This window comes from Mesoplasma photuris ATCC 49581, assembly GCF_000702725.1.
Taxonomy (GTDB): domain Bacteria; phylum Bacillota_I; class Bacilli_A; order Mycoplasmatales; family Mycoplasmataceae; genus Tullyiplasma; species Tullyiplasma photuris.
Genome location: NZ_JNJI01000002.1, coordinates 115,953 through 130,642, shown reverse-complemented (window position 1 = coordinate 130,642; position 14,690 = coordinate 115,953). Strand labels below are relative to the sequence as shown.

The following is a 14,690-nucleotide window of genomic DNA, read 5'->3' as shown; positions in this document are numbered from 1 at the left end:
ATGATGTACTATTTAAACAATCAATCGGTTTTAATTGAAATTAAAACAATCGTTGAAAAAAACAAACATAAGTATTTAATTGGTGATCAAATATATGCATCAATACCTCAATCTATATTAGAAATTTCTGAAATTGGAGCAAACTGAAATCGTGCCTTAAAATATTTTACGATTGAAACAAATTTAGAAATTATCAAAACAGGTTACTATATGATTAACTTTGATATTTTCTTAGACTTCATCAAAAAAGATATTTCTTTAATCACTAAAAATTTCTTTTTCCAAAAGATAATTAACCAAAGTTTATTTCACGAAAGCTTTATGCACAATATTTTTAAATTCAAAAATAGAAATCTTAAATTCGAAGATGATCATAATATTGGTTTTAATGAAATTGATGAATATAATATTTCAGTTTTAAGTGAAAAGAAAAACTTACAAAAGATTGATCGATTCTTAAGCAGCAAAAAGATCGATTCTAGAAATATTAAATATAAAGATTTATTTGTAATATCTAATGATTTTAAAATTGAAATCACTGATAAAAATCAAAGAGTATACTATGTAAAATTATCTAATTTAAAATCAAAATATCCAATCATAAAGAAAGTTAAGTTAATTGATTTAAAAAAAGGAATATTTTATATCGATAATGTATTTAACTGAAAACACGAAATTAAAGCAGAATTATTTTTTGAGTATAAAAAATTAGCCACTCAAATTACTGAAGCAATTATTGAAGAAATAAAGTTTAATTCACCCAAAAGTGAATTAAACTGACATTTATATAATTTAACTGAAAACACAAAATATATAATTGAAGAAATTGAAACTATTTTTTCAAAAGATGATTTTATAGATTCTTTTAATTTGATGCTTGAAATGTTCAAAAATTTAAAATTAAACTATTTAAAAATAATTTTAGAAAATTCGGAACTATCCAATTATTTAATGAGTTTTGCAAAAACTGAAACTGATATAGAAATGTTCAAAAATATAAAAATAAGATATGGCCAACTAATGGATTAGAGCCATTTTTTTATATTTTATTTTTTTGAATAAAATTACTTTAAATTAGGGCAAAAAGTAGGTATAATTACTATTGCATGTATATTTTGTGTACATAAAGACAACACACAGATAAGGGTTGTCTAAAAAACTATCAAATTTAGGAGGTTAGCATGGCAGATAAATTAAGAATCAAACTTAAAAGTTACGATCATGAAATTCTTGATCAATCAATTTTAAAAATTATCACTGCTGCTGAAGGAACTGGAGCTAAAGTAAAAGGCCCAATTCCTTTACCAACAGATAAACAAATTATCACAATCTTGAGAGCTGTTCATAAGTACAAAGACTCACGTGAACAATTCGAGATGAGAACACACAAAAGATTATTAGAAATCTTAAACCCATCAGCAACAACATTAGACGTTTTAAAACGTTTAGACTTAGGGGCAGATGTTGATTTAGAAATCAAACTATAATCTAAATTTTCAGAAATACAAAAAACACAAAATAACAAGATATACATGATTATCAAATTAGGAGGAAAGTAAGATGAAAGGAATCTTAGGACGTAAGGTAGAAATGACTCAAGTTTTCACTGAATCAGGAAAATTAATTCCCGTAACAGTGGTTGAAGTTTTACCAAATACAGTTTTACAAGTTAAATCTTTAGAATCAGACGGATACGTTGCAACTCAATTAGGAGTTCAAGATAAAAGAGTTAATTTAGTAAATAAACCTGAAACAGGACACTTTAAAAAAGCTGGTTCAGCACCTAAGCGCTACGTAAAAGAAATCAGAAACATGGAAGGTTTTGCATTCGGTACAGAAATTAAAGCCGAAGACATCTTCACATCTGGTGAATACGTTGACGTTACAGGAATATCAAAAGGAAAAGGATTTGCGGGAGCAATCAAAAGACATAATTACTCACGTGGGCCAATGGCGCATGGATCAGGATACCACCGTGGTATTGGATCAATGGGAGCAATTATCAACCGTATTTTCAAATCTAAAAAAATGGCTGGACACATGGGACACGAAAAAGTGACAATCCAAAACTTAGAAGTTGTTGCAATTGATGCAACAAACAACATTATGTTAATTAAAGGATCAATCCCAGGACCAAAAAACCAATTTGTTCAAATTAAACAAAATGTTAAAGGAAAAAAATCTTTAACAGCAGCAGCATTATTATCAAGAGTAGCTACAGAAGCTTCAGTTGTTGAAACTGAAGTTGTAGCTGAAGAAGCATAGGAGAGGGAACATGAAATTACAAGTATTAAACCAATCAGGTCAAAATGTTAAAGAAATTACATTAATCGATTCTGTTTGAGGAATTGAACCTCACCAACAAGCTATTTACGACACTGTTGTATCTCAACAAGCTGCATTAAGACAAGGAACAAAAAAAGTTAAAACTCGTGCTGAAGTATCAGGAGGGGGACGTAAACCTTGAAAACAAAAAGGTACTGGACGTGCTCGTCAAGGATCAATTAGAGCACCTCAATGAAGAGGTGGGGGAGTTGCATTTGGACCATCTCCAGACGTTAACTACAAAAAATCTGTAAATAAAAAAGTTAGAGCATTAGCTTTCAAATCAGCTTTATCAATTAAAGCTCAAGAAACTAACCTAATTATCGTTGACAAATTTGACTTTTCAAAACCATCTACAAAAGAAATGGTAGAAATTTTGAAAAACCTAAAAATTGATGGTCAAAAAACATTAATTGTTACATTAAATAAAGAAGAATTATTAATTAAATCTTCAAACAACGTTGCTAAAGTTAAAACAATACCAGCTAACCACTTAAACATGTTTGACTTATTAAACGCAACAAAATTAGTTATGACAGAAGAAGCTGCTTTAGCAGTAGAAGGAGTATACGCATAATGCATTTAACAGAAGTACTTAAAAAACCTGTGTTAACTGAGAAATCATTTATGGGTCACGCTAACGGTGTGTATACATTCTTGGTTGATAAAAAAGCTAATAAAGTTCAAATCAAAAAAACTTTTGAAGAATTATTCGAAGTTAAAGTTGAATCAGTTAGAACAATGAACTACTCAGGAAAAGAAAAAAGAATGGGTAGATTTGTTGGAAAAACAAACGCTTACAAAAAAGCGATTATTACATTAAAAGATGGTGAAACATTAGACATCTTAAGTGACTTATAGAAAAACCTTTCCCAAAGGAAACACTATTATAAGCACAAACAAACATAAGCTATAGAAAGGGATATTATGGCAATTAAAAAATATAAACCTACGACTAACGGTCGTAGAAATATGACAACAATTGACTATTCAGCTATCTTAACAACAGGTACACCTGAAAAATCATTAACTGTTGCATTAAATAAAAAAGCCGGAAGAAATAACCGCGGGGTTATTACAACACGTCATAAAGGTGGCGGACACAAACGTAAATACCGTATTATTGATTTCAAAAGAAATAAAAGAGACATCGTTGGAACAATTTCAACTATTGAATATGATCCAAATAGAAATGCATTCATTTGTTTAGTAAATTACGTAGATGGAGAAAAAAGATACATCTTATTTGCTAAAGGAATGAAAGTTGGAATGCAAATTGTTGCATCAGAAAACGCTGATATTAAAATCGGTAATGCTGCACCATTAAAAAACATTCCTGAAGGGACTTTAGTTCACAACGTTGAATTAAAACCTGGAAAAGGTGGACAAATGGCCAGATCAGCTGGTTCAAAAGTTCAAATACTAGGTAAAGACGAAAGTGGTAAATATGTTACTTTACGTTTAGCTTCAGGAGAAGTAAGAAAAGTATTAGCAGAATGTTACGCAACTATCGGTGAAGTTGGAAATGAAGAATATAACTTAGTTAACTGAGGAAAAGCTGGACGTAATCGTTGAAAAGGTATCCGTCCAACAGTTCGTGGATCAGTTATGAACCCTAATGACCACCCTCACGGAGGGGGAGAAGGACGTACTCCAATTGGACGTAAGAACCCTGTAACTCCATGAGGTAAAAATGCATTGGGTGTACAAACACGTAATAAGAAAAAATCTTCACAAAAATTAATCGTAAGAAGACGTACTAAATAGAAAAGGAGAATAGAAAGATATGGCAAGATCATTAAAAAAAGGACCATTTGTTGATGAACACTTATTCAAAAAAGTTGAAACAATGGGACCAAACGAAGTAATTAAAACTTGATCAAGAAGATCGACTATTTTCCCAGAATTTATTGGTAGAACATTCGGTGTATATAACGGGAAAGAATTTATTCCTGTATTCGTGACAGAAGATATGGTTGGACACAAATTAGGTGAATTTTCTCCAACACGTAAATTCGGTGGTCACGGAGATGACAAGAAAAAATAGGAAAGAGATAGGAAAATAACATGGACGCAAAAGCACATTTAAATTTAATTCGTATCTCACCTAGAAAAGCTAGATTAGTTGTAGATACAATTAGAAACAAACCAGTAGCGAAAGCTATTGCAATCTTATTAAACCAAGATAAAAACGCATCAGAACCAGTAATGAAGTTATTAAACTCAGCAATCGCTAACGCAGTTAATAACAACGGTATGGACGCTGATAAATTATATGTAAAAACTGTTTATGTAAACGAAGGACCAACTTTAAAACGTTTCCGTCCACGTGCACATGGTAGAGCATATGAAATTTTAAAAAGAACAAGTCACATTACAATTATTGTAAGTGACGCTAGATAGGAAGGAGCAGAAATATGGGACAAAAAGTATCACCAAAAGTTTTACGTTTAGGAATCGTTAGAGATTGAGAAAACAAATGATACGCTGAAAAAGGTCAATATGTAACTTGATTAGATCAAGATATTAAAATCCGTGAAGCAGTATTAAAATTATTAAACGATGCAGCTGTATCTAAAGTAATCATCAAAAGAACAACAAAAGATATTACTTTAATCATTAAAACTGCTCGTCCTGCTATTGTTTTAGGACAAGAAGGAAAAAACATCGAAAACATTAAATTAACAGTTCAAAAAGCTGCTAAAGATAGAAAATTAGATGTTCAAGTTCAAGTAATTGAAGTTAAAAATCCAGATGCTGATGCAACATTAGTAGCTAGATGAATTGGAGAACAAATCACAAACCGTGCTTCATTCAGAACAGTTCAAAAAGTAGCTATTAGAAATGCATTACGTGCTGGTGTTAAAGGAATTAAAACATCTGTAAGTGGACGTTTAGGGGGAGTTGAAATGGCTCGTACTGAAGGTTACTTAGAAGGTGCTGTACCTTTATCAACACTTAGAGCAAACATTGACTTCGCACTATATGAAGCACCAACTACATATGGTCAAATCGGAGTTAAAGTTTGAATTAACCATGGAGAAGTTTTAGGAAAAAATGCCGTTGATACATCAATGTTAGAAAAACCTAAACCAAAATTTCAAAAAGGAGGTCGTAGATAATTATGTTAATGCCAAAAAGAACTAAATATCGTAAACCTCATAGAGTTTCTTATGAAGGAAAAGCAAAAGGAGCAAAACAAATTGACTTTGGTCAATTTGGATTAATGGCTATGGAAGGTGCTTGAATTGACAACCACCAAATCGAAGCTGCTCGTATTGCGATGACTCGTTATATGAAACGTGAAGGGCAAACTTGAATTAGAATTTTCCCTCACATGTCAATGACAAAAAAACCAGCTGAAGTTAGAATGGGATCTGGAAAAGGTAACCCTGAAAAATGAGTAGCTGTTGTTAAAGAAGGAACAGTAATGTTCGAAATCGCAGGTGTTAGTGAAAAAACTGCTCGTGAAGCATTAAGACTAGCAATGCATAAACTACCAATTAAATGTAAATTTGTTATGAAAGGTGATCAATAATTATGGCTAAAACAAATCCAATCGCAGAATTAAAAACTCTTTCAGTTGAAGAATTAATTAAAACTGGTGAATCAAAAAGAGCCGAATTATTCGCTTTAAAATTCCAAGCATCTGTAGGAAGCTTAGAACAAACTCATAAAATTAAAGAAATTAAAAAACAAATTGCAAGAATTGAATTAGTATTAAGTGAAAAACGCCTTGCAGGTGAAAACACTAACCAAACAATCAAAGGTGATTACAGTAAAGCAGTTGCTGAAGCTGAATCAGCTGGTAAAGAAGTAAGAGCTAAACAACGTAAAATGATCGAAAAAATGCAAGCAGAACAATTTGGAACTTCAGTTGATGAAGATGCAATTGCCGCTGCTATGGCAAACGCTGTAACTGAACAAGAAGGAGACGCTGAATAATGGAAAGAAATAGTCGTAAAATTCTAACTGGTAAAGTTGTATCTGACAAAATGGATAAAACTATTACTGTGTTAGTTGAAACATACAAAAACCACCCTGTTTATAAAAAACGTGTTAAATATTCTAAAAAATATAAAGCACACGATGAAAACGGAGTTGCCAAAATGGGTGACAAAGTTGAAATTATGGAAACACGTCCATTAGCTAAAACAAAAAACTTTAGATTAGTTAAAGTTTTAGAAGAATCAGTTCTTTAATTAGAAGGCGAAGAGGAATAAATATATGATTCAAACACTTTCGAAATTAAAAGTAGCAGATAATTCAGGAGCTAAGGAAATTCGTGTAATCCGTAACTTAGGTGGTTCAGTAAGAAAATTCACAGGTATTGGTGACATCGTTGTTGCCTCAGTTATTGCAGCAGCTCCAGGTGGAACTGTTAAAAAAGGTCAAATCGTTAAAGCTGTTATTGTTAGAACAAAACGCGAACAAAGAAGAGAAGATGGAACTTACATCAAATTTTCAGAAAACGCAGTAGTTATCATTAAAGATGACAAAAACCCACGTGGAACAAGAATTTTTGGTCCAATTGCACGTGAAATTAAAGAAGCTGGATTTGCAAAAATTGCATCTCTTGCTCCAGAAGTACTATAGGAGGGAACTAGAATGAAAAAATCAAAAATCTTAAAAGGTGACGTGGTTAAAGTTATCGCTGGTTCTCACAAAGGAAACATAGGACCAATTATTTGAATATCAAAAGATAAAAAAACTGTTTCAGTTCAAGGAGTTAATGTTTTAAAACACGTTAAACCTTCACAAACTGAAACAGAAGGTGGAATTAAAGAAATTCCAGCAAAAATCGATGCATCAAACGTTGCGATTCAAGATCCAAAAGAAAAAGAATCAACAACAAGAATTGCATACACAATTACTGATGGTAAAAAAGTTAGAATTGCTAAAAAATCTAACACAGCTATTAAAGGTAAATAGAAGGGAACGATGAGAATATGAAATCAAGATTAGAAAATAAATATACTACTGAAGTTGTTCCTGCTTTATTTAAAGAGCAACAATATAAATCAGTAATGCAAGTTCCAAAAATTACAAAAATTGTAATTAATATGGGAGTTGGAGACGCAACAACAGACACTAAGAAATTAGATATGGCTGTTGCTGAAATGGAATTAATCGCTGGACAAAAGCCTTTAATTACAAAAGCTAAAAAATCTTTAGCTGTATTTAAATTAAGAGAAGGAATGCCAATTGGGGCTAAAGTTACTTTAAGAGGGAAAAGAATGTATGATTTCTTAGACCGTTTAACAAACGTAGCTTTACCACGTGTGCGTGACTTCCGTGGAGTATCAACAACATCATTTGATGGATTTGGTAACTACACATTAGGAATCAAAGAACAAATCATTTTCCCTGAAATCGATTATGATAAAGTTCAAAAACTTCGTGGTATGGATATCACAATTGTTACTACTGCAAAAACAAACGATGAAGCATTCGCATTATTAAATAAAATGGGAATGCCTTTCCAAAAATAATACAGGGGGATAGGAAAATACAATGGCTAAAAAATCATTAAAAGTAAAACAAGCTAAACACCAAAAATTTGGTGTTAGAAATTACACACGTTGTAATCACTGTGGAAGACCACATGCCGTGCTTAAAAAATTTGGAATTTGTCGTTTATGCTTTAGAAAATTTGCATACGAAGGTCAAATCCCTGGAATTAGAAAAGCATCTTGATAATTTATAGAAAAGGAAATAGAAAATATGACAACAGACGTAATCGCAGATATGCTTACTCGTATTCGTAATGCTAACCAAAGATATTTAAAAACAGTATCAATGCCGTCAAGCAAAATGAAAATCGAGATAGCACGTATCTTAAAAGAAGAAGGATTCATTTCAGAATTCTCAATTGATGGAGATGTTAAAAAAACTATCACTATCGAATTAAAATATCAAGGTAAAACAAGAGTAATTCAAGGACTTAAAAAAATCTCAAAACCAGGTTTAAGAGTTTATGCACCGGCAAATGAAATCCCACAAGTATTAAATGGATTAGGAATCGCAATCGTATCAACATCAAAAGGAATCATGACAGATAAGCAAGCACGTAAAGCCCAAGCGGGTGGAGAAGTGTTAGCATTCATCTGATAGGATAGGGGAGGAAGAAAATATGTCACGTATAGGAAACAGAATTTTAGCAATCCCTGCAGGTGTTGAGATCACAATCGCAGCAGATAACACAGTAACAGTTAAAGGACCAAAAGGAACTTTAACAAAGAAATTCGCAGATGTAATTAAAATTTCTCAAGAAGAAGGAAATTTAACTACAGTAAGAGCAAACGAAGTTAAACATACAAAACAATTACACGGAACAACAAACTCTTTATTACAAGGAATGTTAACAGGTGTAAGTGAAGGTTTCAAAAAAGAATTATCAATCATCGGGGTTGGGTACAAAGCCGCAATCAATGGAAGCGTTATTAACCTTTCATTAGGTTTCTCACACCCAGTAAACTACGAAATTCCTGAAGGAATTACAGTAGAAGCACCAAAACCAACAGAATTGATTATCACAGGTATTGATAAACAATTGGTTGGAGAAGTTGCAGCAAACATTAGAGCATACAGAAAACCAGAACCATACAAAGGTAAAGGTGTACGTTATAAAGATGAACACATTATTAGAAAAGAAGGGAAAGCAGCTGGTAAATAAGCCAACCGCTTTATATAGGAAATAATTATGAAATTTACTAAAGCAGAATCACGTAAGAGAAGACACTATAGAGTAAGAAATAAAATTTCTGGAACTACTTCTAGACCAAGATTAAACGTGTTCAAATCTAATACAAACTTTTATGCTCAAATTATTGATGATACAACTGGAACTACATTAGTTTCAGCATCAACATTAAAATTATCAGGAAACAAAGGTAATATTGAAGCTGCTGAAAAAGTAGCTGAAGAAATTGCAAAATTAGCATTATCAAAAAATATCTCAGAAGTTGTCTTCGATCGTGGTGGATACTTATACCATGGTAAAGTAAAAGCTTTCGCTGACAAAGCAAGAGAAGCAGGATTGAAATTCTAAGAGGAGGGGCGGAAAAAATATGACTACAGAAAACAAAACAACAGTTGAAGCTACAGTAGAAACAGCTGCTCAACCAACAGAAAAAAAACAATTTGACAGAAAAAATGCTAAACCAAGAAATAACGGAAAAAAATTCGAAAGAGTTAAAGATGATTTCGAAGAAACTGTTATTGCTATTCGTCGTGTTACAAAAGTAACAAAAGGTGGACGTCACTTCCGTTTCGCAGCAGTAGTTGTTGTGGGAAATGGTGCTGGACAAGTTGGAATGGGAACAGGAAAAGCAAACGAAGTTCCTGAAGCAATTAAGAAAGCTGTTAAAGAAGCTCGTAAAAACTTAATTTCAGTTCCAATGAGAGGAACAACAGTTCCCCACGAAATTATCGGTTCATTCGGTGCAGGTAAGGTTTTAATTAAGCCTGCTAAAGAAGGAACAGGAGTTATTGCTGGAGGACCTGCTCGTGTTGTAACTAAATTAGCAGGTATTGGTGATATTTATGTTAAATCTTTAGGAAGCAACAACCCAATCAATATGATTAGAGCGATGTTTGACGGATTTGAAAATATGTCATCAGCTGCGAAAATTCAACAATTAAGATTTTCAAAACCAGCTAAAAAAGTTGCACCAAAAAAAGTAGAAGAAGCTAAAGTAGCTTAAGAAAGGAGTCATACATTTAATGAAATTACATGAATTACAATATACTGAAGGTAGTAAAAAAGATGCTACACGTGTAGGTAGAGGAATGGCTTCTGGAAAAGGTAAAACTTCTACTAGAGGTCACAAAGGACAAAACTCACGTTCAGGTGGAGGAGTACGTCCAGGTTTTGAAGGGGGTCAAACTCCTTTATACAGAAGATTACCAAAAATTGGTTTTACTTCTAGAAACCAAAAAGAATTTGTTTTAATTAACTTAAACGATTTAGAAAAAATGGGATTAGCAACAGTTGATCACAAAACTTTAATCGAAGCAAAAGTAATTAAATCAGAAAAACAACTAGTTAAAGTTTTAGCAAATGGAACATTAACAAAAAAAGTTAACGTTAAAGTTAATAAAATCTCTCAATCAGCTAAAGCAGCTATTGAAAAGGTTGGGGGAACAGCAGAGGAATTATAGTGATGAAAAAACAACTTACTAAAAAAAGTAAGTCTGTTATCACTAAAAAACCCAATACTAAAAACGATTTTGAAAGGGTAAATTTCTTTATTAAAAATAAGGACTTAATTCTTCGAATCGTTTTTACTTTATGTGTGTTAGTGGTTATCAGACTAGGTACTTATTTAACAGTACCTGGGGTTATAATAAGTGAAGATTTTACAAGTGAAGTTGGTGATATTCAATTCTTCCAACTACTTTCAACATTAGGGGGAGGTAGCATCGGTAAGTTTTCTATATTAGCTTTAGGAGTATCTCCGTATATTACAGCCTCAATTATTGTTCAATTATTGTCAACAGATGTTATTCCTGTATTATCTAGATGATCAAAATCTGGTGAACGTGGAAGAAAAAAACTTGATAAGTTAACAAAAGTTTTATTAATACCATTTGCAGTAATGCAAGGAGAGGCAACAATCTTTACATTGCAATCACAAGGTTTAATTGAACCAAAATGAGGAGATTCAGATGCTTTATCTGGTCCTGCATTTTACTACATCTTAGTTCCGTTGATTATGTTAGCTGGTTCATTCTTAATGTTATGAATTGCTGACCAAATTACAACTAGAGGAATTGGAAATGGTGTTTCAATTATTATCTTTATTGGTATTATTACAACAATGCCAGCAAACTTCAAAGCAACAGGTCAATGATGAATTTCAAATGGAGAAGAAGCAAATATTTTATTTGACGGATTACTGAAATTTGGTATCTATATTTTAGTATTCTTCTTTGTTATTTTCTGTGTTGTTGTTATGAACGAAGCAGAACGTAAAATTCCAATTCAGCAAACTGGATCAGGTCTGGTCGATTCAAAAGATCACACCCCATATCTACCGCTGAAAATCAATAATGCCGGGGTTATTCCAGTAATCTTTGCTTCAGCAATTATTTCGACTCCAGTAACAATTTCTCAAATTGTTGCCGTTACAAATCCAGGTTCAGGATTTGTCTGATTCACAGACACGTTCCTATCATTTGATACGTGATGAGGAATTGGAATCTATGGGGTAGTAATTATACTATTTACATTCTTATATGCTCAAGTTCAAATCAACCCTGAAAAAATCTCAGAAAACTTCCAAAAATCTGGAACTTTCGTACCAGGAATTAAACCTGGAAAAGACACAACTAAATTCTTAGTAGGAACAATTAATCGACTTTCGATTTTAGGTTCGGTATTTTTAGCAGGAATCGCAGTATTACCATATGTGATTTCCAAATTAACAGATTTACCATCAAACTTAGCGATTGGTGGAACAGGTTTAATTATCTGTATTTCTGTAGCTATTCAAACAGTTCAACAATTAAAAGGTCGAGTTATTCAACAAAAATTTATTGATGTTAAAAAAGAAAAATTCACTGAAGAAAAAAATAACAAAAAGCCATCACATATTTGATAAAAGAACCTTGGGGTTCTTTTTTTATTGACTTTAATCAAAATTAAAAAATGTTAAAATATAAGTATATATATTTTATGAGAGGAAATATTATTATGAACATTATGTTATTGGGAGCACCAGGCTCAGGAAAAGGTACTCAAGCTGAAAAATTAGTAAAAGAATTAGATTTTATCCAATTTTCAACTGGAGATTTATTTAGAAAAGAAATTTCTAATCAAACAAAATTGGGAGTATTAGCAGCTTCATACATGAATGAAGGAAATTTAGTTCCCGATGATTTAACAAACGGTATTGTTAATGAAGGTTTAAAAACTCAAAGTGATCAATTAATTTTTGATGGATACCCAAGAACTTTAAATCAGGCAATAGCTTTAGAAGAAATGCTAACTAATTTAAACTCTAAAATTGATTACATTTTATTTATTGACGTTGATAAAGAAATTCTTTTAGATCGAATTGCTGGAAGAATGATTTGTCCTAAATGTAAAGCTTCTTTCCATTTAACAAATAGAAAACCAAAAGTTGATGGAATCTGTGATTTTGATGGAACTAAATTAGAAAGACGTCCAGATGATGAACCAGCTAAAGTTTTGGTTAGATTAGAAACATATGAAGCTGATACAAAACCATTAATTGATTTTTATTCTTCAAGACCAGGGTTTATCCATATTAAAGCAACGGACATGGATGTTGATTCAATTTTTGCAGTAATTAAAAAAGGATTAAATAAATAATGGTTACAATAAAAACTCCAGAACAAATTGAAAAAATGCGCGTTGCTGGAAGAGTTTTATCTGAAGCAATTCATATGTTAAAGGAAATGGCACAAGTTGGTGTTAATTGTCTAGATCTTGATAAAGCCTTTATTGAATTCATTGAATCTAAAAATTGTAAATCAAATTTTAAAGATTATGGAAATCCACCATTTCCAAAACATATTTGTATTTCAATTAATGATCAATTAGTTCATGGAATTCCTCAAAATAGAATTATTCAAGATGGTGATATTGTCTCAATCGACACAGGATGTTCATACGAAGGATGACATGCAGATTCAGCATTTACTAAGATTTGTGGTAACACAAAAGATAAAAAATATGATATACTATTAGAAGTCGTTGAAGAGTCTCTAGAAATTGCTATTAATTTAGTGAAGCCGGGGGTTAGAATTGGTACTATTGGTGCTGCAATTCAACAACATGCTGAATCTCATGGATTTGGTGTGCCCAGAGATTATACAGGTCATGGTATTGGTGCAGAAATGCATGAAGAACCATATATTCCAAATTATGGAAAACCTGATACTGGAATGCGTCTACAAGCAGGAATGGTGATTGCGATTGAACCAATGGTTCAAATCGGAACTCACAAAACCAAACTTGATAAAGACAAATGAACAGTTCTTTCAGCTGACAACAGTATGGCTGCTCACTTTGAACATACTATCTTGGTTACTGAGACTGGCAGCGAAGTTTTAACTCGTTATAAAGGTTAAGGGAGGAAAGAAAATATGGCTAAAGAAGCAGAAATGGAATTTGAAGGTATAGTTGAAGAAGTATTGCCAAATGCGCAATTTAAAGTTCGACTAGAAAACGACATAGTTATCGATGCACACGTGTCAGGTAAAATCCGAATGCATTACATTCGCATCTTACCTGGAGATAAGGTAACAGTTGTGATATCACCATACGATATGACACGTGGAAGAATTACTTATAGAACTATTAATAAAAAATAGTTTAAGTAATTAAAGTAGGATAAACCTACATATTGCTTAAAAAGCAAAAGAAATACGGAGGTTCATGATGAAAGTTAGATCATCAGTCAAAAAGATTTGTGACAACTGTCGCGTTATTAGACGTAAAGGCCGCGTAATGATTATTTGTGCTCAACCAAAGCATAAACAAAGACAAGGTTAATTAGTTTAATTAAAAATCATATAAATTTATAGATTAAAATATTCAATATTTTAATAGAAGGGATACGTAATATGGCTCGTATTAGCGGAGTAGAAATACCAAACAATAAAAGAGTTGTTATTTCTTTAACTTACATATATGGTGTAGGTTTAACAACATCTAAAACAATCTTAGCTAAATTAAATATTAGTGAAGATGTTCGTGTTAAAGATTTAACAGAAGAACAAATTAAAGCTATCTCTACAGAATTAGCTTCAGTAAAAACTGAAGGTGAATTACGTAGAGAAGTATCATTAAACATTAAACGTTTAATGGAAATTGGAAGTTACAGAGGTTTAAGACACCGTAAAGGTCTTCCAGTAAGAGGACAATCTTCAAAAACAAATGCAAGAACAATTAAAGGTCCAAGAAAAACTGTAGCAAACAAGAAAAAATAGTTAAAAGGAGAATATAGATTATGGCAAAACCAACAAGCAAAAAAAGAATCAAAAAAAATATTCCTAAGGGTATCGCCCACATTCATGCTACTTTTAACAATACAATTGTTACAATTAGTGATGAAAAAGGAAATGTACTATCATGATCAAGTGCTGGTGCATTAGGATTTAAAGGTTCTAAAAAATCAACACCTTATGCTGCTCAATTAATTTCAGAAGCAGCAGTAAAAGGTGCTATTGATAATGGGGTTAAAACTGTTTCTGTAGATGTTAAGGGTCCAGGTCCAGGACGTGATGCTGCTGTTAGAGCATTACAAATGGCAGGATTGGAAATTACATCTATTAAAGATACAACACCAATACCACATAACGGAGTGCGTCCAAGAAAACGCCCAAGAGGTTAG

The 14,690-nt window shown here is 32.1% G+C and carries 28 protein-coding genes; all 28 read left to right on the top strand.

Annotated features, from left to right (window positions below; genetic code table 4):
* Positions 1-3 precede the first annotated feature (3 nt).
* Positions 4-1,029: a hypothetical protein gene (locus tag T347_RS0100655; RefSeq protein ID WP_031542224.1), complete on the top strand. Its 1,026-nt coding sequence runs from the start codon at positions 4-6 to the stop codon at positions 1,027-1,029.
* A 152-nt stretch (positions 1,030-1,181) separates the two neighbouring features.
* Complete coding sequence (gene rpsJ / locus T347_RS0100650) at positions 1,182-1,487, top strand: 30S ribosomal protein S10 (RefSeq protein WP_031542223.1); 306 nt, start codon at positions 1,182-1,184, stop codon at positions 1,485-1,487.
* 73 nt (positions 1,488-1,560) lie between these two features.
* Complete coding sequence (gene rplC / locus T347_RS0100645) at positions 1,561-2,265, top strand: 50S ribosomal protein L3 (RefSeq protein WP_031542221.1); 705 nt, start codon at positions 1,561-1,563, stop codon at positions 2,263-2,265.
* A 10-nt stretch (positions 2,266-2,275) separates the two neighbouring features.
* A complete protein-coding gene (gene rplD, locus T347_RS0100640) occupies positions 2,276-2,902 on the top strand; it encodes a 50S ribosomal protein L4 (RefSeq protein ID WP_031542219.1) in 627 nt (208 codons plus the stop codon).
* Positions 2,902-3,186, top strand: coding sequence for a 50S ribosomal protein L23 (gene rplW, locus T347_RS0100635; RefSeq protein ID WP_031542217.1), 285 nt, complete (start codon positions 2,902-2,904; stop codon positions 3,184-3,186). The genes rplD and rplW overlap by 1 nt, the downstream gene beginning before the upstream one ends.
* 66 nt (positions 3,187-3,252) lie before the next feature.
* Positions 3,253-4,092 (top strand): 50S ribosomal protein L2, encoded by an 840-nt coding sequence (gene rplB, locus T347_RS0100630; protein ID WP_031542215.1) that lies wholly within the window; start codon positions 3,253-3,255, stop codon positions 4,090-4,092.
* 19 nt (positions 4,093-4,111) lie between these two features.
* Positions 4,112-4,372, top strand: a complete 261-nt coding sequence (gene rpsS, locus T347_RS0100625; protein WP_031542214.1) for a 30S ribosomal protein S19 — start codon at positions 4,112-4,114, stop codon at positions 4,370-4,372.
* A gap of 20 nt (positions 4,373-4,392) precedes the next feature.
* Positions 4,393-4,728 carry a 50S ribosomal protein L22 gene (gene rplV, locus T347_RS0100620; protein ID WP_031542212.1) on the top strand — a complete coding sequence of 112 codons (336 nt, stop codon included), beginning with the start codon at positions 4,393-4,395 and terminating at the stop codon, positions 4,726-4,728.
* A gap of 14 nt (positions 4,729-4,742) precedes the next feature.
* Positions 4,743-5,447, top strand: coding sequence for a 30S ribosomal protein S3 (gene rpsC / locus T347_RS0100615; protein WP_031542209.1), 705 nt, complete (start codon positions 4,743-4,745; stop codon positions 5,445-5,447).
* A gap of 2 nt (positions 5,448-5,449) precedes the next feature.
* Positions 5,450-5,863 carry a 50S ribosomal protein L16 gene (gene rplP / locus T347_RS0100610; RefSeq protein ID WP_031542208.1) on the top strand — a complete coding sequence of 138 codons (414 nt, stop codon included), beginning with the start codon at positions 5,450-5,452 and terminating at the stop codon, positions 5,861-5,863.
* 2 nt (positions 5,864-5,865) lie between these two features.
* Positions 5,866-6,270, top strand: a complete 405-nt coding sequence (gene rpmC, locus T347_RS0100605) for a 50S ribosomal protein L29 (RefSeq protein WP_031542205.1) — start codon at positions 5,866-5,868, stop codon at positions 6,268-6,270.
* Positions 6,267-6,527, top strand: coding sequence for a 30S ribosomal protein S17 (rpsQ, locus tag T347_RS0100600; protein WP_031542204.1), 261 nt, complete (start codon positions 6,267-6,269; stop codon positions 6,525-6,527). The genes rpmC and rpsQ overlap by 4 nt, the downstream gene beginning before the upstream one ends.
* 25 nt (positions 6,528-6,552) lie before the next feature.
* Entirely contained in the window at positions 6,553-6,921 is a 369-nt protein-coding gene (gene rplN, locus T347_RS0100595; RefSeq protein WP_031542202.1) for a 50S ribosomal protein L14, read from the top strand.
* 12 nt (positions 6,922-6,933) lie between these two features.
* Positions 6,934-7,257 carry a 50S ribosomal protein L24 gene (rplX, locus tag T347_RS0100590; protein ID WP_031542199.1) on the top strand — a complete coding sequence of 108 codons (324 nt, stop codon included), beginning with the start codon at positions 6,934-6,936 and terminating at the stop codon, positions 7,255-7,257.
* Between the two features lie 17 nt (positions 7,258-7,274).
* Positions 7,275-7,817, top strand: coding sequence for a 50S ribosomal protein L5 (gene rplE / locus T347_RS0100585; RefSeq protein ID WP_031542197.1), 543 nt, complete (start codon positions 7,275-7,277; stop codon positions 7,815-7,817).
* A gap of 22 nt (positions 7,818-7,839) precedes the next feature.
* On the top strand, positions 7,840-8,025 hold the full coding sequence (locus T347_RS0100580) for a type Z 30S ribosomal protein S14 (protein ID WP_031542194.1): 186 nt from the start codon (positions 7,840-7,842) through the stop codon (positions 8,023-8,025).
* A gap of 24 nt (positions 8,026-8,049) precedes the next feature.
* Complete coding sequence (rpsH, locus tag T347_RS0100575) at positions 8,050-8,439, top strand: 30S ribosomal protein S8 (protein WP_031542193.1); 390 nt, start codon at positions 8,050-8,052, stop codon at positions 8,437-8,439.
* Between the two features lie 19 nt (positions 8,440-8,458).
* Positions 8,459-9,001, top strand: a complete 543-nt coding sequence (gene rplF / locus T347_RS0100570; RefSeq protein WP_031542191.1) for a 50S ribosomal protein L6 — start codon at positions 8,459-8,461, stop codon at positions 8,999-9,001.
* A gap of 27 nt (positions 9,002-9,028) precedes the next feature.
* Complete coding sequence (gene rplR / locus T347_RS0100565) at positions 9,029-9,376, top strand: 50S ribosomal protein L18 (protein ID WP_031542189.1); 348 nt, start codon at positions 9,029-9,031, stop codon at positions 9,374-9,376.
* Positions 9,377-9,395: 19 nt separating this feature from the next.
* Complete coding sequence (gene rpsE / locus T347_RS0100560) at positions 9,396-10,031, top strand: 30S ribosomal protein S5 (RefSeq protein WP_031542187.1); 636 nt, start codon at positions 9,396-9,398, stop codon at positions 10,029-10,031.
* A 19-nt stretch (positions 10,032-10,050) separates the two neighbouring features.
* Positions 10,051-10,488 (top strand): 50S ribosomal protein L15, encoded by a 438-nt coding sequence (rplO, locus tag T347_RS0100555; RefSeq protein WP_031542185.1) that lies wholly within the window; start codon positions 10,051-10,053, stop codon positions 10,486-10,488.
* Positions 10,489-10,490: 2 nt separating this feature from the next.
* The gene (secY, locus tag T347_RS0100550; RefSeq protein WP_036228364.1) at positions 10,491-11,930 is read left to right on the top strand and encodes a preprotein translocase subunit SecY; all 1,440 of its coding nucleotides are present in this window, start codon (positions 10,491-10,493) and stop codon (positions 11,928-11,930) included.
* A gap of 92 nt (positions 11,931-12,022) precedes the next feature.
* Complete coding sequence (locus T347_RS0100545; RefSeq protein ID WP_031542180.1) at positions 12,023-12,664, top strand: adenylate kinase; 642 nt, start codon at positions 12,023-12,025, stop codon at positions 12,662-12,664.
* Positions 12,664-13,425 (top strand): type I methionyl aminopeptidase, encoded by a 762-nt coding sequence (gene map / locus T347_RS0100540; protein WP_031542178.1) that lies wholly within the window; start codon positions 12,664-12,666, stop codon positions 13,423-13,425. Before T347_RS0100545 ends, map begins: the two co-directional genes overlap by 1 nt.
* A 15-nt stretch (positions 13,426-13,440) precedes the next feature.
* Positions 13,441-13,668, top strand: coding sequence for a translation initiation factor IF-1 (gene infA / locus T347_RS0100535; protein ID WP_031542176.1), 228 nt, complete (start codon positions 13,441-13,443; stop codon positions 13,666-13,668).
* Positions 13,669-13,735: 67 nt separating this feature from the next.
* Positions 13,736-13,849, top strand: coding sequence for a 50S ribosomal protein L36 (rpmJ, locus tag T347_RS0100530; protein WP_031542174.1), 114 nt, complete (start codon positions 13,736-13,738; stop codon positions 13,847-13,849).
* Positions 13,850-13,920: 71 nt separating this feature from the next.
* A complete protein-coding gene (gene rpsM / locus T347_RS0100525) occupies positions 13,921-14,286 on the top strand; it encodes a 30S ribosomal protein S13 (protein ID WP_031542171.1) in 366 nt (121 codons plus the stop codon).
* A 20-nt stretch (positions 14,287-14,306) separates the two neighbouring features.
* Complete coding sequence (rpsK, locus tag T347_RS0100520; protein ID WP_031542168.1) at positions 14,307-14,690, top strand: 30S ribosomal protein S11; 384 nt, start codon at positions 14,307-14,309, stop codon at positions 14,688-14,690.